This window comes from Gordonia caeni, assembly GCF_039537105.1.
Taxonomy (GTDB): Bacteria; Actinomycetota; Actinomycetes; order Mycobacteriales; family Mycobacteriaceae; genus Gordonia; species Gordonia caeni.
In genome coordinates, this window is the sequence record NZ_BAAAZW010000021.1 from 1 (window position 1) to 5,661 (window position 5,661).

3 rRNA genes are annotated in these 5,661 nt (G+C 55.0%); all 3 read left to right on the forward strand.

Features of this window, described 5'->3' with window-relative positions:
* Positions 1 to 243 precede the first annotated feature (243 nt).
* The 3 genes from ABD732_RS18485 to rrf all read left to right on the forward strand — a co-directional run bounded on the left by ABD732_RS18485 (position 244) and on the right by rrf (position 5,612).
* Positions 244 to 1,766 (forward strand): 16S ribosomal RNA (locus ABD732_RS18485).
* A gap of 481 nt (positions 1,767 to 2,247) precedes the next feature.
* A 23S ribosomal RNA gene (locus ABD732_RS18490) occupies positions 2,248 to 5,391 on the forward strand.
* Between the two features lie 104 nt (positions 5,392 to 5,495).
* Positions 5,496 to 5,612 (forward strand): 5S ribosomal RNA (rrf, locus tag ABD732_RS18495).
* The 16S, 23S and 5S rRNA genes sit together here, the layout of an rRNA operon.
* The last annotated feature ends 49 nt before the right edge of the window (positions 5,613 to 5,661 follow it).

Here is a 5,661-nt window from a genome sequence, read left to right on the forward strand (position 1 = left end):
AGTTGCCCGTTATGCGGGTGGCGGAACCTGTAGCTCATTGAAGTTCGCACGGCGAGTGTGTCTGTGTGGTGTTGGTGGGTGTGTGTTTTTTGAGAACTCGATAGTGTGTGATGGATTTTCTTGTGCCAATGTTGATTGGTGTCGAGGATGTCTTGAATTTTTGTTTTTGATTGTTTTTTGATGCCAGTCAATTCTATTTTTTTGGATTGTTTATTTTGGTCAGGTCTTTTCTCTGATTAGTTTTTGTTGGAGAGTTTGATCCTGGCTCAGGACGAACGCTGGCGGCGTGCTTAACACATGCAAGTCGAACGGAAAGGCCCAGCTTGCTGGGTACTCGAGTGGCGAACGGGTGAGTAACACGTGGGTGACCTGCCTTGCACTCTGGGATAAGCCTGGGAAACTGGGTCTAATACTGGATATGACTTGAGATCGCATGGTCTTGGGTGGAAAGCTTTTGCGGTGTGAGATGGGCCCGCGGCCTATCAGCTTGTTGGTGAGGTAACGGCTCACCAAGGCGACGACGGGTAGCCGACCTGAGAGGGTGATCGGCCACACTGGGACTGAGACACGGCCCAGACTCCTACGGGAGGCAGCAGTGGGGAATATTGCACAATGGGCGCAAGCCTGATGCAGCGACGCCGCGTGAGGGATGACGGCCTTCGGGTTGTAAACCTCTTTCGCCAGGGACGAAGCGCAAGTGACGGTACCTGGAGAAGAAGCACCGGCCAACTACGTGCCAGCAGCCGCGGTAATACGTAGGGTGCGAGCGTTGTCCGGAATTACTGGGCGTAAAGAGCTCGTAGGCGGTTTGTCACGTCGTCTGTGAAATCCTGCAACTCAATTGCAGGCGTGCAGGCGATACGGGCAGACTTGAGTACTACAGGGGAGACTGGAATTCCTGGTGTAGCGGTGAAATGCGCAGATATCAGGAGGAACACCGGTGGCGAAGGCGGGTCTCTGGGTAGTAACTGACGCTGAGGAGCGAAAGCGTGGGGAGCGAACAGGATTAGATACCCTGGTAGTCCACGCCGTAAACGGTGGGTACTAGGTGTGGGTCTCATTTCACGAGATCTGTGCCGTAGCTAACGCATTAAGTACCCCGCCTGGGGAGTACGGCCGCAAGGCTAAAACTCAAAGGAATTGACGGGGGCCCGCACAAGCGGCGGAGCATGTGGATTAATTCGATGCAACGCGAAGAACCTTACCTGGGTTTGACATACACCAGAAGCCGGCAGAGATGTCGGTGCCCTTGTGGCTGGTGTACAGGTGGTGCATGGCTGTCGTCAGCTCGTGTCGTGAGATGTTGGGTTAAGTCCCGCAACGAGCGCAACCCTTGTCCTGTATTGCCAGCACGTAATGGTGGGGACTTGCAGGAGACTGCCGGGGTCAACTCGGAGGAAGGTGGGGATGACGTCAAGTCATCATGCCCCTTATGTCCAGGGCTTCACACATGCTACAATGGCGCGTACAGAGGGCTGCGAGACCGTGAGGTGGAGCGAATCCCTTAAAGCGCGTCTCAGTTCGGATTGGGGTCTGCAACTCGACCCCATGAAGTCGGAGTCGCTAGTAATCGCAGATCAGCAATGCTGCGGTGAATACGTTCCCGGGCCTTGTACACACCGCCCGTCACGTCATGAAAGTCGGTAACACCCGAAGCCGGTGGCCTAACCCCTTGTGGGAGGGAGCTGTCGAAGGTGGGATCGGCGATTGGGACGAAGTCGTAACAAGGTAGCCGTACCGGAAGGTGCGGCTGGATCACCTCCTTTCTAAGGAGCAAACAACAATTCCAGTTTCGTGGGCGTCTGTTCTGCGGCTGGTGTTTGTTCGAGGGTGAAACACAAGAAGCCACCCAACAATGCCGGCACAACCTAGGATGGTTGGTTCGGCGGGTGGGGCGCAGTGCGAGTGATCGCGGCGTCGGATGTCACACACTATCGGGGTTCTGAGGAAACACGCGGCCGGCCCCTGTTGGGGGTTGGTTTCGGGTCTGCTCTGAACTGTGCTCACTGACTACCGCGCGCCTGTTGGGCGTGTATTGGGGTGGGTGGGTGTGTGTTGTTTGAGAAGTGCATAGTGGATGCGAGCATCAAAGTCATGATCTTTTGTTTACAGGAGTGAAAGTTTTTGGTGTTTGTACTGCAATTTAGCAAAATTTAGTTTTGTGTCTCTGTGTGTAGTGCATTCCACATTCGCGTCTGCAGCTGCTGTCCGTGTTGGGTGGTGGTTGGGGTGTGTTTGTGGGTGTTGTTGTAAGTGTTTTAGGGCGTTCGGTGGATGCCTTGGTACCAGGAGCCGATGAAGGACGTGGTAGGCCGCGATAGTCCTCGGGGAGTTGTCAAACGAGCTGTGATCCGAGGGTGTCCGAATGGGGAAACCCAGCACCAGTGATGTGGTGTTACCGCCCGGTGAATGTATAGCCGGTGCGGGGGGAACGTGGGGAAGTGAAACATCTCAGTACCCACAGGAAGAGAAAACAATTGTGATTCCGTGAGTAGTGGCGAGCGAAAGCGGAGGATGGCTAAACCATGCGTATGTGATACCCGGCAGGGGTTGTGCGTGTGGTGTTGTGGGAGTGTTGTTGCCCGGTCTGCCGGCTGGGCGGTCAGTAAGAAAATGTGGTGTTAGGTGAAGTGGCCTGGAATGGTCTGCCGTAGACGGTGAGAGTCCGGTAACTGAAAACATCGCGTCTGGCTTCAACATTTTTCCCAAGTAGCAGCGGGCTCGTGGAATCTGCTGTGAATCTGCCGGGACCACCCGGTAAGCCTGAATACTTCCTGGTAACCGATAGCGGACTAGTACCGTGAGGGAAAGGTGAAAAGTACCCCGGGAGGGGAGTGAAATAGTACCTGAAACCGGACGCTTACAATCCGTCAGAGCATACGCAGCCCTCGGGTTGGTGTGTGATGGCGTGCCTTTTGAAGAATGAGCCTGCGAGTTAGTGCTCAGTGGCGAGGTTAACCCGTGTGTGGGGTAGCCGTAGCGAAAGCGAGTCTGAATAGGGCGTGTGAGTCGCTGGGTCTAGACCCGAAGCGGAGTGATCTACCCATGGCCAGGGTGAAGCAGCAGTAAGATGCTGTGGAGGCCCGAACCCACTTCAGTTGAAAATGGAGGGGATGAGTTGTGGGTAGGGGTGAAAGGCCAATCAAACTCCGTGATAGCTGGTTCTCCCCGAAATGCATTTAGGTGCAGCGTCATGTGTTTCTTACCGGAGGTAGAGCTACTGGATGGCTGATGGGCCCTACTAGGTTACTGACGTCAACCAAACTCCGAATGCCGGTAAGTGAGAGCATGGCAGTGAGACTGCGGGGGATAAGCTTCGTAGTCGAGAGGGAAACAGCCCAGATCGCCGGCTAAGGCCCCTAAGCGTGTACTAAGTGGAAAAGGATGTGGGATTGCTTAGACAACCAGGAGGTTGGCTTAGAAGCAGCCACCCTTGAAAGAGTGCGTAATAGCTCACTGGTCAAGTGGTCCTGCGCCGACAATGTAGCGGGGCTCAAGTACACCGCCGAAGCCGCGGCAATCACACAATACATCCACACTTGTCTACGGACGGGTGTGTAGTGGTGTGGTTGGGTAGGGGAGCGTCCTGCATCCGTCGAAGCCATCGAGTGATCGTGTGGTGGAGGGTGTGGGAGTGAGAATGCAGGCATGAGTAGCGAAAGACAAGTGAGAAACTTGTCCGCCGAATGACCAAGGGTTCCTGGGCCAGGTTAATCCGCCCAGGGTGAGTCGGGACCTAAGGCGAGGCCGACAGGCGTAGTCGATGGACAACGGGTTGATATTCCCGTACCCGTGTATCCGCGCCCAATGACGAATCAGCTGTACTAACCACCCAAAAGCCATCGTTGCCTCCTTCGGGAGTCTCTGGTGGTGGCTGCGTGGGACCTTGGTTGTAGTAGTCAAGCGATGGGGTGACGCAGGAAGGTAGCAGGGCCAAGTGATGGATGTCTTGGTGTAAGCCGGTAGGGCGGGGTGCAGGTAAATCCGTGCCCCTTATAAGCCTGAGAGGTGATGCGTAGCCGTTGAGGCGAATTCTGTGATCCTATGCTGCCGAGAAAAGCCTCTAGTGAGTTGGTACACGGCCCGTACCCCAAACCGACACAGGTGGTCAGGTAGAGAATACTAAGGCGATCGAGTGAACTGTGGTTAAGGAACTCGGCAAATTGCCCCCGTAACTTCGGAAGAAGGGGGACCATGTCTGGTGACCGGCCTTGCGCCGTGAGCTGGGTGTGGTCGCAGAGACCAGAGAGAAGCGACTGTTTACTAAAAACACAGGTCCGTGCGAAGTCGTAAGACGATGTATACGGACTGACGCCTGCCCGGTGCTGGAAGGTTAAGAGGACCGGTTAGTCAACTTGTTGGCGAAGCTGAGAATTTAAGCCCCAGTAAACGGCGGTGGTAACTATAACCATCCTAAGGTAGCGAAATTCCTTGTCGGGTAAGTTCCGACCTGCACGAATGGCGTAACGACTTCTCTGCTGTCTCAACCACAGGCTCGGCGAAATTGCAGTACGAGTAAAGATGCTCGTTACGCGCGGCAGGACGAAAAGACCCCGGGACCTTCACTATAGCTTGGTATTGGTGTTCGGTACGGTTTGTGTAGGATAGGTGGGAGACTGTGAAGCATGCACGCCAGTGTGTGTGGAGTCATTGTTGAAATACCACTCTGATCGTATTGGGCTTCTAACCTCGGACCCTGATCGGGTTCAGGGACAGTGCCTGGTGGGTAGTTTAACTGGGGCGGTTGCCTCCTAAAATGTAACGGAGGCGCCCAAAGGTTCCCTCAGCCTGGATGGCAATCAGGTGTTGAGTGTAAGTGCACAAGGGAGCTTGACTGTGAGACGTACATGTCGAGCAGGGACGAAAGTCGGGACTAGTGATCCGGCACCGGCAAGTGGAAGCGGTGTCGCTCAACGGATAAAAGGTACCCCGGGGATAACAGGCTGATCTTCCCCAAGAGTCCATATCGACGGGATGGTTTGGCACCTCGATGTCGGCTCGTCGCATCCTGGGGCTGGAGTAGGTCCCAAGGGTTGGGCTGTTCGCCCATTAAAGCGGCACGCGAGCTGGGTTTAGAACGTCGTGAGACAGTTCGGTCTCTATCCGCCGCGCGCGTCTAGAAACTTGAGGAAACCTGTCCCTAGTACGAGAGGACCGGGACGGACGAACCTCTGGTGTGCCAGTTGTTCCGCCAGGAGCACTGCTGGTTAGCTACGTTCGGAAGGGATAACCGCTGAAAGCATCTAAGCGGGAAGCCTGTTCCAAGATGAGGTTTCTCACCCACCATTGGTGGGGTAAGGCCCCCTACAGATTATGGGGTTGATAGGCCAGAACTGTAAGCACAGTAATGTGTTCAGGTGACTGGTACTAATCGGCCGAGGACTTACCAACAACACCCAAACACCAAAACAATTTTTGGTCTCGCATCCACTATGCACCTCTGAAACAACACACCACACCCCCCATCGCGGGTGTGGCGGATAGTTTCATAACGTTACGGCGGCCATAGCGGAGGGGAAACGCCCGGCTCCATTCCGAACCCGGAAGCTAAGCCCTCCAGCGCCGATGGTACTGCACCCTAACCAGTGTGGGAGAGTAGGACACCGCCGAACACCACTTGAAAGACCCCCTGAACACACCAGTTCAGGGGGTCTTTCGCAT